General features: G+C 67.8%; 14 protein-coding genes. 6 read left to right on the forward strand and 8 right to left on the reverse strand.

Annotation, left to right across the window (positions count from 1 at the left end; genetic code table 11):
• The first annotated feature begins 40 nt into the window (after nucleotides 1–40).
• Together ACIQJ5_RS13065 and ACIQJ5_RS13070 are read left to right on the forward strand one after the other, a co-directional pair.
• On the forward strand, nucleotides 41–2,245 hold the full coding sequence (locus ACIQJ5_RS13065) for an ATP-dependent Clp protease ATP-binding subunit (protein WP_402844620.1): 2,205 nt from the start codon (nucleotides 41–43) through the stop codon (nucleotides 2,243–2,245).
• A gap of 130 nt (nucleotides 2,246–2,375) precedes the next feature.
• Entirely contained in the window at nucleotides 2,376–3,551 is a 1,176-nt protein-coding gene (locus tag ACIQJ5_RS13070) for a hypothetical protein (RefSeq protein ID WP_402844623.1), read from the forward strand.
• A 1-nt stretch (nucleotide 3,552) separates the two neighbouring features.
• On the opposite strand, the gene ACIQJ5_RS13075 is transcribed toward ACIQJ5_RS13070, so the two are convergent.
• Nucleotides 3,553–4,917 carry a glucose-6-phosphate dehydrogenase gene (locus tag ACIQJ5_RS13075; protein WP_402844626.1) on the reverse strand — a complete coding sequence of 455 codons (1,365 nt, stop codon included), beginning with the start codon at nucleotides 4,915–4,917 and terminating at the stop codon, nucleotides 3,553–3,555.
• 57 nt (nucleotides 4,918–4,974) lie between these two features.
• Here ACIQJ5_RS13075 and ACIQJ5_RS13080 point away from each other — a divergent pair, with 57 nt between their 5' ends.
• Nucleotides 4,975–6,747 carry a glycoside hydrolase family 15 protein gene (locus ACIQJ5_RS13080; protein WP_402844629.1) on the forward strand — a complete coding sequence of 591 codons (1,773 nt, stop codon included), beginning with the start codon at nucleotides 4,975–4,977 and terminating at the stop codon, nucleotides 6,745–6,747.
• A 53-nt stretch (nucleotides 6,748–6,800) separates the two neighbouring features.
• Here the strand turns inward: ACIQJ5_RS13080 and ACIQJ5_RS13085 are convergent, their stop codons facing one another.
• Nucleotides 6,801–7,901, reverse strand: coding sequence for an ABC transporter permease (locus ACIQJ5_RS13085; protein ID WP_231091412.1), 1,101 nt, complete (start codon nucleotides 7,899–7,901; stop codon nucleotides 6,801–6,803).
• On the reverse strand, nucleotides 7,898–8,782 hold the full coding sequence (locus ACIQJ5_RS13090; protein ID WP_402844633.1) for an ABC transporter ATP-binding protein: 885 nt from the start codon (nucleotides 8,780–8,782) through the stop codon (nucleotides 7,898–7,900). The genes ACIQJ5_RS13085 and ACIQJ5_RS13090 overlap by 4 nt, the downstream gene beginning before the upstream one ends.
• A 217-nt stretch (nucleotides 8,783–8,999) precedes the next feature.
• Between ACIQJ5_RS13090 and ACIQJ5_RS13095 the strand changes: the two genes are divergently transcribed.
• Nucleotides 9,000–9,569, forward strand: a complete 570-nt coding sequence (locus ACIQJ5_RS13095) for an NADPH-dependent FMN reductase (protein ID WP_231091414.1) — start codon at nucleotides 9,000–9,002, stop codon at nucleotides 9,567–9,569.
• 62 nt (nucleotides 9,570–9,631) lie between these two features.
• Here the strand turns inward: ACIQJ5_RS13095 and ACIQJ5_RS13100 are convergent, their stop codons facing one another.
• The 3 genes from ACIQJ5_RS13100 to ACIQJ5_RS13110 are packed head-to-tail and all read right to left on the reverse strand — an operon-like array spanning nucleotide 9,632 to nucleotide 12,178.
• Nucleotides 9,632–10,207 (reverse strand): hypothetical protein, encoded by a 576-nt coding sequence (locus ACIQJ5_RS13100; RefSeq protein ID WP_402844636.1) that lies wholly within the window; start codon nucleotides 10,205–10,207, stop codon nucleotides 9,632–9,634.
• A gap of 28 nt (nucleotides 10,208–10,235) precedes the next feature.
• Nucleotides 10,236–10,916, reverse strand: a complete 681-nt coding sequence (locus ACIQJ5_RS13105; protein WP_402844638.1) for a response regulator — start codon at nucleotides 10,914–10,916, stop codon at nucleotides 10,236–10,238.
• Nucleotides 10,913–12,178: a sensor histidine kinase gene (locus tag ACIQJ5_RS13110; RefSeq protein ID WP_231091417.1), complete on the reverse strand. Its 1,266-nt coding sequence runs from the start codon at nucleotides 12,176–12,178 to the stop codon at nucleotides 10,913–10,915. Before ACIQJ5_RS13110 ends, ACIQJ5_RS13105 begins: the two co-directional genes overlap by 4 nt.
• Before the next feature lie 135 nt (nucleotides 12,179–12,313).
• Here ACIQJ5_RS13110 and ACIQJ5_RS13115 point away from each other — a divergent pair, with 135 nt between their 5' ends.
• A complete protein-coding gene (locus ACIQJ5_RS13115; protein WP_402844641.1) occupies nucleotides 12,314–12,733 on the forward strand; it encodes a VOC family protein in 420 nt (139 codons plus the stop codon).
• Nucleotides 12,734–12,770: 37 nt separating this feature from the next.
• Here the strand turns inward: ACIQJ5_RS13115 and ACIQJ5_RS13120 are convergent, their stop codons facing one another.
• Together ACIQJ5_RS13120 and ACIQJ5_RS13125 are read right to left on the reverse strand one after the other, a co-directional pair.
• On the reverse strand, nucleotides 12,771–13,613 hold the full coding sequence (locus ACIQJ5_RS13120) for an exodeoxyribonuclease III (RefSeq protein WP_231091419.1): 843 nt from the start codon (nucleotides 13,611–13,613) through the stop codon (nucleotides 12,771–12,773).
• A gap of 33 nt (nucleotides 13,614–13,646) precedes the next feature.
• Nucleotides 13,647–14,225 (reverse strand): YbhB/YbcL family Raf kinase inhibitor-like protein, encoded by a 579-nt coding sequence (locus ACIQJ5_RS13125; RefSeq protein ID WP_402844644.1) that lies wholly within the window; start codon nucleotides 14,223–14,225, stop codon nucleotides 13,647–13,649.
• Between the two features lie 201 nt (nucleotides 14,226–14,426).
• On the opposite strand from ACIQJ5_RS13125, the gene ACIQJ5_RS13130 reads away from it, so the two are divergent.
• Nucleotides 14,427–14,855 carry a MarR family winged helix-turn-helix transcriptional regulator gene (locus ACIQJ5_RS13130; RefSeq protein WP_231091420.1) on the forward strand — a complete coding sequence of 143 codons (429 nt, stop codon included), beginning with the start codon at nucleotides 14,427–14,429 and terminating at the stop codon, nucleotides 14,853–14,855.
• Nucleotides 14,856–14,868 lie beyond the last annotated feature (13 nt).

Here is a 14,868-nt window from a genome sequence, read left to right on the forward strand (position 1 = left end):
TTTGTAAGAGATGGGTTGCGCAGAGACTTCAAGGAGACAGATGAACGCAACACAGAACCCCGGTCAGGAGGACCAGCAGAGCGCCCTCGAGCAGTTCGGCATTGATCTGACCGAACGAGCTCGCCAGGGCAAACTCGATCCGGTCATCGGACGAGACTCGGAGATCCGGCGGGTCAGCCAGGTGCTCACCCGCCGCACCAAGAACAACCCGGTGCTCATCGGAGAACCGGGCGTCGGAAAGACGGCGGTGGTGGAAGGGCTCGCCCAGCGCATCATCGCCGGCGACGTGGCGGAGAGCCTCAAGGGCAAGAGGCTGATCTCGCTGGACATGTCGGCACTGGTGGCGGGTGCGATGTACCGCGGCCAGTTCGAGGAGCGCCTGAAGAACGTCCTGAAAGAGATCACGGAATCCGACGGTGAGATCATCACCTTCATCGACGAACTGCATGTGCTGATGGGTGCCGGTGGCGGGGAAGGCTCCGTCGCAGCGAGCAACATGCTCAAGCCGATGCTCGCCCGTGGCGAGCTGCGGCTCATCGGTGCGACAACGCTCAACGAGTACCGCGAGTTCATCGAGAAGGACGCGGCGCTCGAGCGTCGATTCCAGCAGGTCTACGTGGGCGAACCGACGGTCGAGGACACGATCGCCATCCTCCGCGGGTTGAAGGAGCGCTACGAGGCGCACCACAAGGTGGCCATCGCCGACAGCGCGCTGATCGCCGCTGCGTCGTTGTCCCACCGCTACATCCCTTCGCGTCAGTTGCCCGACAAGGCGATCGACCTGATCGATGAAGCCGCGTCACGCCTGCGCATGGAGATCGACTCCGCTCCACTGGAGATCGATGAGCTGCGTCGTCACGTGGACCGGCTGAAGCTCGAGGAGCTCGCCCTCAAGAAGGAGAAGGATGAGGCATCGCGGGCCCGGCTCAAGAAGCTCCGTGAGGACCTCGAGCAGCAGGAGTCGCGCCTGCGTGACCTGCAGCAGCGCTGGGACCAGGAACGTGCGACCCTGAACCGCGTGGGTGACCTCAAGACGAGGCTCGATGCAGCGCGCTCGGAAGCTGAGCGTGCCCAGCGTGAGGGCAACCTGGAGCGGGCATCGCGGCTGCTCTACGCCGACATCCCGGCGCTCGAGCGCGAGCTCGGCGAAGCGGAGAAGGCGGAGAACAGCGAGGAGCGCATGGTCGGGGACCAGGTGACCGACGAGAACATCGCCGATGTCATCTCGGCCTGGACCGGCATCCCCGTCGGACGCCTGATGCAGGGCGAGGGGGAGAAGCTCGTCCGTCTCGAGGCCGAGCTCGGCAAGCGGATCATCGGCCAGAAGGAGGCCGTGGCCGCCGTGGCTGACGCCGTGCGTCGGTCGCGTGCCGGAATCAGCGACCCGAACCGGCCCACCGGTTCGTTCCTGTTCCTCGGGCCCACGGGCGTCGGCAAGACGGAGCTCGCGAAGGCACTCGCCGAGTTCCTCTTCGACGACGAGCAGGCGATGGTGCGCATCGACATGTCCGAGTACGGCGAGAAGCACTCCGTCTCGCGTCTGGTCGGTGCGCCTCCCGGCTACGTCGGCTACGAGCAGGGCGGTCAGTTGACCGAGGCAGTGCGGCGTCGTCCGTACTCGGTGGTGCTGCTCGACGAGGTCGAGAAGGCGCACCCCGAGGTGTTCGACGTGCTGCTCCAGGTGATGGACGACGGCCGGCTCACGGATGGCCAGGGCCGCACCGTCGACTTCCGCAATGTCATCCTGATCCTGACATCCAACCTCGGATCGCAGCTCCTCATCGATCCGACGCTGTCCGACGAGGTCAAGCGCGCTGGGGTGATGGACGCACTGCGGCACGCGTTCCGCCCCGAGTTCCTGAACCGTCTCGACGACGTGGTGATGTTCCACGCCCTCACCGAGGACGACCTCGCACAGATCGTGGAACTGGCGGTGGATGCACTGCAGAAGCGGCTGGCGGATCGCCGGCTCACCCTCGCGGTGACGCCGGATGCGCGCGCCTGGCTGGCCGAACGCGGATACGACCCGCTGTTCGGCGCCCGTCCGCTGCGTCGCCTGATGCAGAAGGAGATCCAGGACCGCCTCGCCAAGGGCATCCTCTCGGGCAACGTGCGCGACGGGTCGATGGTCACGGTCGATGTCGCCGCCGATGGACAGGGGCTCGCCCTGACCAGCACGGCTGCGGCGCCGGTGCCTCCCGTGAGCGAAGATGACGATGTGGTCGACGCGGAGATCATTGAGTGACACACTGCTGAGCAGAGCGAAGGCCCGCCCGGGCGCATCCGGGCGGGCCTTCGCCGCGTCCGGTGGATTCCGCGGAGACGTCCGGGCAGGCATCATGTGAGGACGAGAATCCGCGCGACGAGGAGCGAGCATGGGCGACGAGGCGACGCGAGAGCCCGGGCCGGACTCCACCGGGGCGCCTGCCGAGCAGCCCCACCAGGCTGCGGGGTGGCAGGCTGAGCCCGCGCGCGAGTGGGAGCAACGTCCCAACCACGCGTGGCAGACCGGTGCACCGGAAACCTGGAACGCGCGTCCCAACGAGGCCTGGCAGACAGGCGTTCCGCACAGCTGGGGCGCCCGTCCGAATCCGCTGTGGCAAGGCGGCGCCGCGTCGGAGACCGCACCGACGGTGCCGCTTCCAGCAGAGACCTCGTCGTATCCGACGGCACCGGCCGGACCGCCTGGTGTCGCGGCGGTGTACGGGGCACCACCGCTGAATGTCGGGGCACCACAGCCGGGATACCCGCAGGCGCCTTCGCCGCAGGTCGGAGCACCTCCGCTTCCGGGATCGCTGCCGGACACTCCGCCCTCGCACGCCCCGGGGCAGACGTCGCCACCGAGCTACCCGCATGCGCCTGTTCCAGCACCAGCCGCGCCGCGCCGTCGCACCGCGCTCTGGCTGGGTATCGGCGTGGTCGTGGTCGCCGTGGTCATCACGCTGATCGTGATGTTCTCGATCTGGCTCGGAAACCAGGCGCAGATCCTCTGGAACAGTGCCGCGCAGCCCGGCACTACATCCTCGGGTACGCCCGCGCCGGAGAGGGGAACGCCGGCCGCGTCACCGTCCGCCGCCCCGCCTTCCTCCACTCCGACACCCGAGCCCCCGGCGCCGACACCCGACGCCACGGCGCCGGCCCACGAGCCGACGGGTGATCGCGTTCCCCTCGACGTGGCGTCCGCACTCCCGGAGGGCGCCGACTTCACCGTCGCCCCCGGAAGCACCTGGATGGATCTCGGCTCGACCTTCCTCGGGGATGAAAACGGCGAGCTCTGGGCCACTTCCCTCACCGGCATCTACGGCGAGATCTCCGACGAAGACGCACGAGCGGCCACGGAGGCGCTGATCCGGGTGCTCTCCGCCGGGTCGACCGACGGTGTGCAGAGCGTCTGGGTCTCCGGTACGGACGGGCGCAGTTACGAGTTCCTGACCGCAGCATCGGATGGGATCGGCGTCATGGTGCGTGCGGAACCGGACTCCGGGCGTCAGTTCGCGCTGATGTTCGGCGGCACCACCGCAGACGTGGTGGCGAATCTCATCCTGGAGTAGGTCAGTGTGCCGGCCAGGTCACCGTGTCGGTGACGCCCGCCGGGTACTCCTGCAGGGGCACCACGCCGTCTTTCCATGCCTTCTGAATCGGCTCAATGATCCGCCAGCACTGCACCGCGGCATCGCCCCGGACCGACAGAGCGGGATCGCCCTGCAACAGCTCCGAGAGCACCTCAGCGTAGGCCTTGGCGTTTCCGCCCGCCAGATCGGCGTCGAGCGCGGCTCGGTGCAGCGCGAACGGATCCTCGCCACCGTTGACGTTGATCTCCAGCGACATCTGATCCGGGTTCAGGTTGAACCGCAGGACCGCGCCCTCGGCCTTTCCTGTGAAACCATCCGGGACATGGCGCACGGGCTTGAAATGCACCACCACCTCCCGGCGCGGATGCGACATCGCCTTGCCGGAGCGCAGTGTGAAGGGGACACCCTCCCACCGTGCGTTGTCCACGCCGAACGTGGCCTGCGCCAGCGTCTCCGCCTGGTTGGCGGGATCCACTCCGTCCTCGTCCACGTAGCTCGGAAGTTCGCGACCGTCCACCGACCCCGCGGTGTAGCGGGCGCGGTGCGTGAACGATGAGGGATCGTCGCGCCAGACCCGCGTGGCGCGGAGCGTGGCGCCTGTCGCATCGCGCAGATCGCGCTCATTGAGCGTTGCGGGCGGTTCCATCGCAACGAATGCCAGCACCTGCAGCAGGTGGCTCTGAATCATGTCGACGAGCGCACCCGCGTGGTCGTAGTAGCCGGCCCGGCTCTCCAGTCCCAGCTGCTCATCGTACGAGATCGTGACGTGGGAGATGTGCTCAGCGTTCCAGAGTGGCTCGAACACGCGGTTGGTGAAGCGCACCCCGAGGAGGTTGAGGAGGGTGGATCGGCCGAGGAAGTGATCCACCCGGAAGATCTGGTTCTCCGGGACGAGCGTCGCGACCAGCTCGTTCAGCGACTCCGCGCTCGCGGCGTTCGTGCCGAACGGCTTCTCCAACGCGAGCATGATGCCCGGAGGCAGATCGACGGAGCGCAGGGCCTCGCACGAGGCCGCGGCGACTGCCGGCGGCACCGCGAAGTACAGCGCGATCGATCCGGTCAGCTCGCCGAGCAGACTCGACATGTCCGAAGAGGCGGTGATGTCGGCCTGCCGGTACTCGATCGAGGTGAGCGAACGCAGGCACCCGGCGCCCGCGTTCTCCTCGAACGTGCGGCGCACCAGCGTCACCCATGTCGACTCGTCCCAGTCCTCGCGCCCCACTCCCACGAGCCGGATGCGCAGATCCTGCTGGCGCTCCAGCAGCTGTGCGAGAGCGGGCAGAAGCAGACGCGATGTGAGATCACCCGTCGCCCCCAGGATCACGAGCGTGCTTTCGTTGGTCACACCCACACCCTATGACTCGGATGGGGCTTCCAGGCAGGGGGGAGCACAATCAGGGGCATGTCGGCAGCAATCGAGGACTACGCCCTCATCAGCGATGCACGCACCGGTGCCCTGGTGTCACGAGACGGCAGCATCGACTGGTTCTGTCCGCCCCGCTTCGACGCGCCGAGCGTGTTCGGGGCGTTGCTGGGTGACGAGGAGCACGGACACTGGCGACTGAGCCCGGCCGACGGTGGCGAAGCTCAGCGCCAGTACGAGTCGGAAGACTTCACGCTGATCACGCGGTGGACCACCGGCACCGGCGTCGTGGAGGTCACGGACCTCATGCCGATCGATGGACCGCACACCCACATCATCCGCCGCGTGCGCGGGATCCGCGGATCGGTGCAGATGGCGACCACGGTTCGCTTCCGCTTCGACTACGCCGCCGCGCTTCCCTGGGTGCGCCAGCACCGAGACGCCGGCCCCGCGGCGATCGCCGCAATCGCCGGTCCTGATGCCATGCTGCTGCGAGGCGTGGCGCTCACGGCCGAGGACAACAGTCACGTGGGCGGCTTCACCATCGCGGAGGGCGAGGTCCGTGATCTCGTGCTCACCTGGTACCCGTCGTTCGAACCGCACCCGGAGATGCCCGAGGTGGATGCGCTGCTGCGTCGCACTCGAACCTGGTGGCAGCGCTGGTCCACCGACCTGCACCGCGAAGGTCCGTATCGAGACGAGGTGAAGCGTTCGCTGCTGGTGCTGCGGGCTCTCACGCATCGCGACACGGGCGGTATCGTCGCCGCGGCCACCACCTCCCTTCCCGAGCAGTTCGGCGGCACCCGCAACTGGGACTACCGGTACGTCTGGCTGCGGGACGCGTCTCTCACCCTGATGTCGCTGATCCGGCACCACCACCTGACCGCAGCGCGGCACTGGCGGTCCTGGTTGCTCCGCGCCATCGCGGGCGATCCGGCCGACGTTCAGATCATGTACGGCATCGCGGGCGAGCGGTATCTTCCCGAGCGCGAGCTGACCACGCTTCCCGGCTACCAGGGCTCGGGTCCGGTGCGCGTAGGCAACGGCGCGGTGGACCAGTTCCAGGCCGATGTGATCGGAGAGGTGATCGTCGCGTTGGATGACGCGCGCCGCGCCGGTCTCGCCGAGGAGGGTTCCTCCTGGTCGCTGCAGCGGGCGTTGATCGGTCGTGTGGTGGAGACCGTCGACCGGCCCGACCAGGGACTGTGGGAGATCCGCGGCGAACCGCACCGTTTCACCCACTCCCGCGCCATGATCTGGGCCGCGCTGGATCGCGGTGTGCGCGCGGTGCGGGAGTTCGGACTCGATGGCGATCTCGAGATCTGGGAGCGACTGCGCGACGAGGTTCGCATCGACATCGACACCCGGGGCGTGTCTGCCGACGGACATTTCACGCAGTACTTCGGGACCGACGAGGTCGATGCCTCGCTGCTCGTACTGCCGCAGATCGGGTTCTGCGCGCCGGACGATCCGCGCATGCTCGCCACCGTCACGCGCATCGAGCGAGACCTCATGCGCGACGGCCTTCTGATGCGGTACCGTGCCGCAACCGGGGTGGACGGCATCGACGAGCCGGAGAACCCGTTCCTGGCGTGTTCGTTCTGGCTTGTGGAACAGTACGCGCGCACCGGCCGTCGCGACGACGCGGTCGAGCTGATGGACCGGCTGTGCGCCCTCACGAACGACCTCGGGCTCCTCAGCGAAGAGTACGACGTGAGCGCGGGCCGGCAGGCGGGCAACGTTCCGCAGGCGTTCTCCCACCTCGCGCTCGTGCGTGCCGCCGACGCGCTCGCAGGAGACGGCATCGCCTGACATGACTGTGGCTCCGCCGAGAGACGGAGCCACAGTCATGTCAGGTCAGGAGGTCAGCCCTTGAGAGCCTCCGCGAGCTTCACGCGCCCGCCCATGCGCAGGATCGAGTGATCGTAGATCCGTGCCCCGACGAGGATGGCCAGGACGCAGGAGACGACGAGGATGAGCAGCGACAGCAGCGGCTCCCACCACTGCGCTTCGCCGAGGAAGAGCCGCATCGGCATGCCCACCGGAGCGGAGAACGGCACGTAGCTCATGATCGTCATCACCAGTGGGTTGTCGTTGAACATGATGACCAGGAAGTACGGCGCCATCACGAGCATCGTCACCGGTGTGATCGTGGATCCGAGGTCCTCCTGGCGCGACACGAGCGATGCCGCCGCGGCGAACAGGGCTGCCAGCAGGATGAAGCCGAACAGGAAGAAGATCGCGAACCACACCATCGCCGATCCCAGCAGCGTCAGCACATCGGTCTGCCCGGTGACGATGAGGCCGACGACGGCGATGGCCACCATTCCGACGATCTGGACGATCGCGAGCACCGTGTTGCCGAGGACCTTGCCCGCCAGCAGCGTACGAGTCGAGACCGTCGAGATGAGGATCTCCACGATGCGCGTCTGCTTCTCCTCGACCACCGACGAGGCGATCGTGCCGCCGAACGTCGAGGCGGCGAGCAGGAAGAGCAGACCGAATCCGAACGAGACGATGTAGCGCAGCGCCGGGTTGGTGGTGTCCGGCTCCAGCAGCGTCACCGTGGGAACGGCGGCGAGCTGCATGACGAGGCTGTCGGGCGCGGACGTCTTCGCGATGACGGTGAAGCCGGTGGGGCTGGCTGCATCGGCGACGACCGCCGCATCGACGCTCTCATCCGTGACCGCGCGCTCGGCGGCGGCTCGATCGGTGACCTCGGTGATGTCGAGCCCGGGGACGTTGGCGACGAACGATGCGGCGTCGCTGGTGACGGCAACCGGGGTGTCGGAGCTCTGCTTGGCCGTGAGACCGCCCGCAACGACGGCGACGAGAGCCAGGGCGAACAGCACGAGGGTGGAGATGACGAAGGCCCGGCTCTGCAGCTTGGACATGATCTCCCGCTCGGCGACGAGACCGATGCCCTGCAGCGGGCTGACAGCGCGGGCGGGGGTTGGGGTGCTCACTTGACGACCTCCGTGAATATCTCGGCCAGCGTGGGCCGCTGGGGGGTGAATGCGGTGACGTCGCCGCGCTCGACGGCGTGGCGCAGCACACGGTGCGCTGCCGCGTCGTCGTCGACGTCGAAGCGGGCGTACCCGCCGTCGAACTCGACGACCGTGACGCCGGGCTCATCGCGGAGCCAGCCGATGTCGCCGGAGGTGACGAGTTCGTACCGCGGCTCGGAGAACTCGTCGCGCAGCTGATCACGGGTGCCGCGGGCGCGGACACGACCGGCGGCGATGATGACGAGGTCATCGCACAGGCGCTCGACGACGTCGAGCTGGTGCGAGGAGAAGAGCACGGCGGCGCCTGCGGCCGCCCGGCTCTGCAACACGCGGGCGACCACCTCGACCGCCATCGGGTCCAGGCCCGAGAACGGCTCGTCGAGGATCAGCACCTCGGGCTCGTGGACCAGCGCCGCCGCGATCTGCGCACGCTGCTGGTTGCCGAGCGAGAGCGTCTCGATCTTGTCGTTCAGGCGCTCGCCGAGACCGAGCTCGGTGAGCAGCGCTTCCGCGCGCTGGGCTGCCTCGGTACGGCTGAAGCCGTGAAGACGGGCGAGGTAGACGATCTGTTCCAGCACCTTCATCTTCGGGTACAGGCCGCGCTCTTCCGGCATGTACCCGAAGCGGCGACGGTCGTCGCCGGTGATGGGTGCGTCGTTCAGGGTCACGGTGCCGGCGTCGGCGCTCAGCACGCCCAGCGCGATGCGCATGGTCGTGGTCTTGCCCGCACCGTTGCCGCCGACGAAACCGGTGAGCCGCCCTTGCGCCACGTCGAATCCCACGTCGTCCAGCACGCGCCGGTCGCCATAGGTCTTGACCAGTCCTTCCAGATGCAGCATCTCGTGCCCTTTCTCTTCGGTGCTTCCACGCTATGAACGTGCTGCGCGGGCGACCTCCCCCCACGGGGGGATATTGCCGCCGGGGGAGCTCCGCCTCAGGGTGGGCGACCACGACACGCCCGAAGAATATTCATTCGCATGTATAGGGAATAGACGCGAAACGCGGTGATGTTGTGCTCGGTGGCAGCAGGAAGCTCCCCACACACGAAAGAAGAACATGAGCACCATCGGCTACATCGTCGGGTCCATCTCGAGCACGTCCATCAACCGCAAGCTGGGCAAGGCGCTGGCCGCCATCGCGCCCGAGGGTACCGAACTGGTGGAGATCCCGATCGCCGAGCTGGGCTTCTACTCGCCCGACCACGACGCGAACTACCCCGCCGAGGCGCTCGCCTTCAAGCAGGCCATCGCCGATGTCGACGGCGTCATCATCATCACGCCGGAGTACTCGCGCTCGATCCCGGGTGTGCTGAAGAACGCCCTGGACTGGGCCGCTCGCCCGTGGGGCCAGGGGTCCTTCGCCGGCAAGCCCACCGCCATCATCGGCACCTCGGGCGGCAACATCTCCACTGCGGCCGCGCAGCAGCACCTGAAGGCGATCCTCAACCACTTCGATGCGCCCACGCTCGGTCAGCCCGAGGGGTACGTGCAGTCGACCCCCGGCCTGTTCGGCGACAACGGCGAGATCGCCGACGAGAACACCGCCGCATTCCTGGTGTCCTACCTCGAAGCCTTCGAGCGCCTCATCGCCCGCTATGTTCCGGCCGCGGAGCTCGCGAACGCCTGATCCGTCGCGACGAAGGCCCCGGGCAGCGCACAGCGCCGCCCGGGGCCTTCGTCCATGTCGGCTCAGGTGAGCTCGTCCACCTCCACGGTGACGCCGTCGAGGGCATCACCGTCGGGCGTGAAGAAGGCCCGGTCGCAGGAGCTGCACGTGTCGCCGTCGTCCATGTCGGGGCCGGGCACGGGAAGCTGCCACATATTCATCGCGCCGCATGTCGGGCACACAACCGTCACGAGACGTTCTCGAACCGGCGCATCGGCGGCCGGGGCCACCGGCACGATGCGCTGGCCGTCGACGGTGAGTGCGCGGAGTGCTTCGGCGTCGGTCAGACGAGTGACGAGCAGCTCGTAGTGATCTGCTCCGGTCTCGACCTGACTCAGTGCGCCCCCGACCGTGCCGAGCGCCTCGTTCACCGCCACCAGCAGTCGGGGGACGGCATCGCCCCGAGCCGCCGTGGCCGTGGCGGCCTCCTGCTGGGCCGGTGCCCAGACGAACTCCGCCAGGCCCAGGACTGTGGCGCGCTGCTGCGCGAAGCGCGCGATGTCGCCCGGCTCATCCTCCCCGGTCCAGTCGAGCACGAAGGATGGGATGCGCTCGGCATCCGCGAGCAGGGCTGCGAGTTCAGGCGATGGGGATGTCATCCTTCTCCTCAGGTCGATGTCGATGCGTTCAGGCCAGGCCGTTGCGATGCGCGAACACGACTGCGGCGACGCGGTCGCGGACCCCGAGCTTGGCGAGCAGGTTCGAGACGTGCGTCTTCACGGTCGCTTCGCCGATGAAGAGCTCCGCGGCGATCTCCGCGTTGCTGCTGGCCTGGGCAAGCAGCCGCAGCACCTCACGCTCGCGTTCGGTCAGTTCGATCGCGACGCCGGCAGCCGTCACGAGCGGCGTGCCCTCCAGCGCGGGTACCGGTGACGGGGCCGGACTCGACGCGGCGAAGCGGGCGATCACACGCCGGGTGACCTCGGGCGCGAGCAGCGCATCGCCGGCGGCGACGACGCGAACCGCAGAGACCAGCTCGTCTGCGCCGGCGTTCTTCAGGAGGAACCCGCTGGCTCCGGCTTCGAGGGCGGCGAACAGATAGTCATCACGGTCGAAGGTCGTCACGATGAGCACCGCCGATGCCACCGCCGGATCCGCCACGATACGTCTGGTCGCCTCCAGGCCGTCCATATCCGGCATCTGCACGTCCATGCAGATCACGTCCGGGTGCAGCGCGGACACCTGCTGCACGGCCTCCAGGCCGGTCGCGGCCTCGCCGACGACGGACACATCGCCTCCGGCCTCCAGGATCATCCGGAATCCCGATCGCATCACGGCGTGGTCGTCGACGAGCAGGACGCGGATCATGCGGCTCCCGGGGTCAGGGGAACACGGACGCGCACGAGGAATCCGCCGCGTGGCCGTGGCCCGATTTCGATGGTTCCGCCCGAGGCGCTCGCGCGCTCGCGCATGCCGAGCTGGCCGAGGCCTGCCCGGGAAGCGCGCGCGTCTCGTCCGGAGTTGGCCACTTCCAGCTCGACCGCCTCAGCGTCCCACCGCAGCCGCACGTCCGCCTCCGCGTGTGGTCCGCCGTGACGGCGGGCATTGGTGAGGGCCTCCTGGGCGATGCGAAACAGGTTCGCGTGGGTGGTGTCCGGCAGATCCCGCGGGGATCCCACCTCCGTGAAGCGGGTGGGCATGCCGACCTCGACGGCACGGGCAACCAGATCCGGGATCCGCTCGACGCGCAGCGTCGAGGGTGCGACATCCGCGGGTGCACCGGCATCGCCGGGAGTACGCAGCGTCTCCAGGAGACCGTGCAGTTCGTCGATCGCGCTGCGGGCCGAGGCCTCGATCCCGCGGAGGGCCTCGCCGGCTGCTTCGGGGTTCACCGACATGACGGCGCGGGCCGCACCGGCCTGCACGCCCATCGCCGACACGTGATGCGCCACGACATCGTGCAGCTCGCGTGCGATGTTCACGCGGTCGAGCGCGACCGCCTGGGCCGCGGTGACCTCGCGCTCGTGCTCCAGCTCACGCTGACGCTGACCCAGCGCCTCGCGCTCCAGAGCGCTGCGAAAAGCGCGGTCGCCGAGGTAATACGCTCCGCCGTAGAAGCCGGCGTTGATGAGCAGCTGAATCAGCATGTACGCCACAAACGGGCTGAAGACGCCGGCGCGGGAGAGCGACTCATCGATCTGCGGGTCGGGATCCGTGGCGGCGATGAACATGGTGATGAGCAGCCACACGAACATCGCCACGATCATGAGAACTCGCGCGATGAATGCGCGACGGCGATCGTTCACCCAGGCGCCGACGGTGTAGATGCTGATGAACATCGACACGTTTCCGGCGTAGATCTCAGGGATCTTGAACGTGACCGCAAGGAAGTACGCCGTGCACACGACCACCATCACGCTCACCGGGAACCGCCGGCGGAAGGCCAGCGGGAGCGAGATGGCCACCGCGATGACAAGGGCCCACGGCAAGCGGTCCGCCTCGGCGCCGAACACCCCGGAGACGGACGTGAGGGCTGCGCTGATCACCGCGCTGACGAAGATCACACCCGCCAGCCAGATGTCCATCCGCAACTCCTGCGGGGTCGCCGCCGGGCGCTGCGGGGTGTTCATCCGTCCACCGTAGCGGGGACGAGCTGCGCCGCGAATCCGTCGCGCGGGGGAGATGCACCTTTCCGATGTCGGCGCCCCGTGGCACGATGACCCTCGAAGCCCTCGCTCCCCGCGAACCGACAAGGAAGGATCAGCATGACGCAGATCTTCGTCAACCTCGCATCGAATGACCTGGAGCGCAGCAAGGCGTTCTACACGGCGCTCGGATGCGAGATCAATCCGCTGTTCACCGACGAGAACGCGGCGAGCGTCGTCTGGGACGAGAACATCTTCTTCATGGTCCTCACCCGTGAGTATTTCTCGACCTTCACCACGCTGCCCGTCGCGGATGCCACACAGAGCACGCAGGTGCTGATCGCCCTGAGCCGCGAATCCCGTGGTGACGTGGACGCGGTCGCGGCTGCGGGTCTCGCCGCGGGCGGATCCGAGCCGCGTAACCCCCAGGACCTCGGGTTCATGTACTCGCGTGCCATTGCGGACCCGGACGGCAACATCCTGGAGTTCCTGTGGATGGATCCGGCGACGGCAGAATCGGGCCCTCCCGACATGGCATGACGAATGAGGGCCGCCCGGTCGGGCGGCCCTCATTCATTCAGCCGAAGATCATCGGCACGTCGTCGTCATCAGCCGGCTCCAGATCCAGGTCGACGACCACCGGCACATGGTCGCTGGGCTGCTCGCCCTTGCGCTCATCGCGCGCGATGAAGGCGCCGGTGACCGCATCCGCGAAATCCGGAGACCCGAGCACGAAGTCGATGCGGATGCCCTCGTTGCGGGGGAACTTGAGGCGCTGATAGTCCCAATAGGTGTATCCCTCGGGCACGAGGGGGCGGACCACGTCGGTGACGCCGGCCTCCTGCAGGGCGAAGAAGGCCGCCCGCTCCTCGGGGGACACGTGGGTGGAGCGACCCACCACGATGTCGGGGTCCCCGTTGTCCTCGTCGTACGGGATCACGTTGTAGTCGCCGACCAGGGCGAAGCGGGCGTGCGGATCTGTGGCGAGGGTGTCCTGCGTGTGCTGCGCGAGAGCGCCGAGCCAGTGCAGCTTGTATGCCATGTGGGGGTCATCGAGCGAACGGCCGTTGGGCACATACAGGCTCCACACGCGCACTCCGTCAATGGTGGCGCCGATGGCCCGCGCCTCCTGCGGGGCGTCGGGGCCCTCATGTCCCTTCGCGAAGCCGGGCATCCCGGGGAACGCGATCTGCACGTCTTCGAGCGGCAGGCGGCTGGCGATGGCCACGCCGTTCCATTGATTCAGGCCGTGAACTTCGACCTGGTAGCCGGCTTCCTCGAACGGCGCGTAGGGGAATTGCTCCGGCTTGCACTTGATCTCCTGCATGGCGAGGACGTCGACGTTCTCGCGCACGGCGAAGTCGACGATGCGGTTCACCCGCGCACGGACGGAGTTGACATTCCAGGTGGCCAGACGCATACGACCAGCCTAGGTCGTGCGTCGGACATCGATTCACGCGGGGGTCGCGGTCCCCATCAGCACGCCGCGGGCGAGCGAGTGGAAGTGCCGGTTGAATCCGAGGATCGCCGGAGTCGCTGATTCGGCGATCTCGAGGTGGGTGACATCGAGCGCATCGAGCACGAAGAAGTAGCGGTGGGTGCCCGTGCCGGCGGGGGGAGCGGCACCGATGTAGCGCGACAGCCGCATCTCATTCGGCAGGGTGACCGAGCCGCCGGGAAGAGCCGTCGCATCGCCCGATCCGGCACCAGCAGGCAGCGAGCGCAGGTCCGCGGGCAGGTCGAACACCGCCCAGTGCCAGAATCCGGAACCGGTGGGCGCATCGGGGTCGAACACGCTGAGGGCCAGCGATCGTGTTCCCTGCGGAACCTCGCTCCACGACAGCTGCGGTGACACGTCCGCTCCCTCCGGGATGGTGCCGGCGCCCCACGCCGTCGGCGGAAGCGGTGCGCCGTCGTCGAAGTCGGAGCTCGTGAGCTCCAGCCGGTCGAATGAGCGCAGCGTGGCGAGCTGCTGGTACGGGTCGAAATCGAACACGTCGGCTCCCTCCTGATGTGCGGTCGTCAGTGCCACCCTAGGACGCCCACCCGAATCGGAACAGTGGAAAGCGCAGCGCTCCCGCAGCGAGGGTGTGTCAGACTTGTGTTACTCGTGAACGCGAGGAGAAGTTGGGTATCGATCGGTGGGGAACTGATCGAGGTCTCCAGGGGGACGGAGACCAGCTGGACGTGCGGGGGCACAATGGGCGATTCATCGAGCGCATTTCAATTCGAGATGATGATGATGCTGCGGCATCTCAATCATCTGCATCGTCAGGTGCAGTGGGAGCAGCCTCCCCTTGATCGCAGCGCGTACCTTCTGCTCAATCGGCTTGAGCTCTCGGGACCGATGACGATCCGCGAGCTGCGCGAGGCGCTGGGGCTGGATGATTCCACCCTGAACCGCCAGACGGCGGCCATCGTCCGTGACGGGCACGCCGAGCGCATCGAGGATCCGGAGGGCGGCGTGGCCCGGAAGTTCCGGGTCACCGCGTCCGGTCGCACGCGTCTGATCGCGGAGCGCGCCCGGTATGAGGAGGCGCTCGAACGGGTGACAGCCGGGTGGGGTGACGACGAAAGCCGGACGTTCGCCGTGCTGGCGCGTCGGTTCAATGAGTCCTTCGAAGGTCTCGAGAACCGCCGCTGGGAGCGCCCCGCATCCTGACACGCAGCTGAAT

It is taken from the genome of Microbacterium sp. GXS0129 (genome assembly GCF_044769785.1).
In the GTDB taxonomy this organism is placed as follows: domain Bacteria; phylum Actinomycetota; class Actinomycetes; order Actinomycetales; family Microbacteriaceae; genus Microbacterium; species Microbacterium nymphoidis.

Excerpts from the sequence above, each read along its gene's own strand:
- ACIQJ5_RS13065 (WP_402844620.1), top strand. The coding sequence starts at position 41 with ATGAACGCAACACAGAACCCCGGTCAGGAGGACCAGCAGAGCGCCCTC.
- ACIQJ5_RS13070 (WP_402844623.1), top strand. The coding sequence starts at position 2,376 with ATGGGCGACGAGGCGACGCGAGAGCCCGGGCCGGACTCCACCGGGGCG.
- ACIQJ5_RS13080 (WP_402844629.1), top strand. The coding sequence starts at position 4,975 with ATGTCGGCAGCAATCGAGGACTACGCCCTCATCAGCGATGCACGCACC.
- ACIQJ5_RS13090 (WP_402844633.1), bottom strand. The coding sequence starts at position 8,782 with ATGCTGCATCTGGAAGGACTGGTCAAGACCTATGGCGACCGGCGCGTG.
- ACIQJ5_RS13095 (WP_231091414.1), top strand. The coding sequence starts at position 9,000 with ATGAGCACCATCGGCTACATCGTCGGGTCCATCTCGAGCACGTCCATC.
- ACIQJ5_RS13100 (WP_402844636.1), bottom strand. The coding sequence starts at position 10,207 with ATGACATCCCCATCGCCTGAACTCGCAGCCCTGCTCGCGGATGCCGAG.
- ACIQJ5_RS13105 (WP_402844638.1), bottom strand. The coding sequence starts at position 10,916 with ATGATCCGCGTCCTGCTCGTCGACGACCACGCCGTGATGCGATCGGGA.
- ACIQJ5_RS13110 (WP_231091417.1), bottom strand. The coding sequence starts at position 12,178 with ATGAACACCCCGCAGCGCCCGGCGGCGACCCCGCAGGAGTTGCGGATG.
- ACIQJ5_RS13115 (WP_402844641.1), top strand. The coding sequence starts at position 12,314 with ATGACGCAGATCTTCGTCAACCTCGCATCGAATGACCTGGAGCGCAGC.
- ACIQJ5_RS13120 (WP_231091419.1), bottom strand. The coding sequence starts at position 13,613 with ATGCGTCTGGCCACCTGGAATGTCAACTCCGTCCGTGCGCGGGTGAAC.
- ACIQJ5_RS13130 (WP_231091420.1), top strand. The coding sequence starts at position 14,427 with ATGATGATGATGCTGCGGCATCTCAATCATCTGCATCGTCAGGTGCAG.